This window comes from Thiorhodococcus minor (assembly GCF_010820565.1).
Taxonomy (GTDB): Bacteria; Pseudomonadota; Gammaproteobacteria; order Chromatiales; family Chromatiaceae; genus Thiorhodococcus; species Thiorhodococcus minor.
Genome location: NZ_JAAIJQ010000273.1, coordinates 1 through 1,023 on the forward strand (window position 1 = coordinate 1; position 1,023 = coordinate 1,023).

General features: G+C 63.5%; 1 protein-coding gene. It reads right to left on the reverse strand.

The annotated features are described in order from the left end of the window. The coding region (locus tag G3446_RS26915; RefSeq protein ID WP_164456711.1) for an ISAs1 family transposase at positions 1–1,023 on the reverse strand (1,023 nt) is incomplete at both ends.

Sequence of the window (1,023 nt, forward strand, 5' to 3'; positions counted from 1 at the left end):
GCTCTTGGGCGGCTCGAAGAACAATTTCGTCAGGTAGTCCTCGTCGGATGCCGCTTTCAAGCGCTTGTTCTGGAGACCGAGTTTGGTGTCGTCATTCTTGAGGCGTGAGAGGGCGAGGTGACGCAGGACGGCGAGATTCTCGCGCGCCACCGGATCGCGGACGCGGCACTCGTCCTCACGAAAGGAGATGTCGAGGTTCCAGTGCAGCCCGTTTTCGATGCCCCAGTGTCCGCGCGTAGCGCGGGCAAAGCGCGCGGCACTGGTGCCGATGCTGCCGATGAAGTAACGGGTTTCGATCGAGACCTTGCCGGCGACTTCGCGACGCGATTCGACCATGCCGATCATGTTCATGGCCTTCCAGAGGGCACTGCGCGGAACCCCGGAGAGATCGCCCAGGGTGCGATAGCGACGGGTTTCGAGACGGCCATGACCCCGCTCGACGGTTTCGAGGTACTCCGAGTCGAGGCCGGCATAGTCGCTCGCGTCGGCGTTGATGAAAGCCTCCTCGACTTCGCCGGCCAGCGTTTCCTGGTTGCCTTTGAGGGCGAGGACGTAATCACCGCCCTGCGCGATGATCTGCTCGGCAATCTTGGTCTGGCAGCCCATGGCATCGATGGTAACGATGCAGCCTTGCAGCTTCAGCCACTGCAGCAGCCGTGGAATCGCCGTGATCTCATTCGACTTGGCGTCCGTGGCGACTTGCCCGAGCACCACACGGTTGGCCGTCGCCCAGGCGCTGACCAGGTGCAACGCCGCCAAGCCCTTGCCACGGTTGTGCGAGCGGCGCAGGGTCTTGCCGTCCACGGCGATGATCTCATCGGGAATGAGCTCGGCTACCGACGCGCTCCACTGGCGAAAGCAGGCGGCGAACTGCTCGGGATTGATCAGCGCAAACACACGTCCGAAGCAGTCGTGCGAGGGAATCCCATGGGGCAGTTCCAGAAAAGTGCGCAGCCAGGCCTCCTTGCCCGTGGCGAACGTCTCAACGCCGACCCAGCCGTCGGCACCACCGAGGGTTGCGGC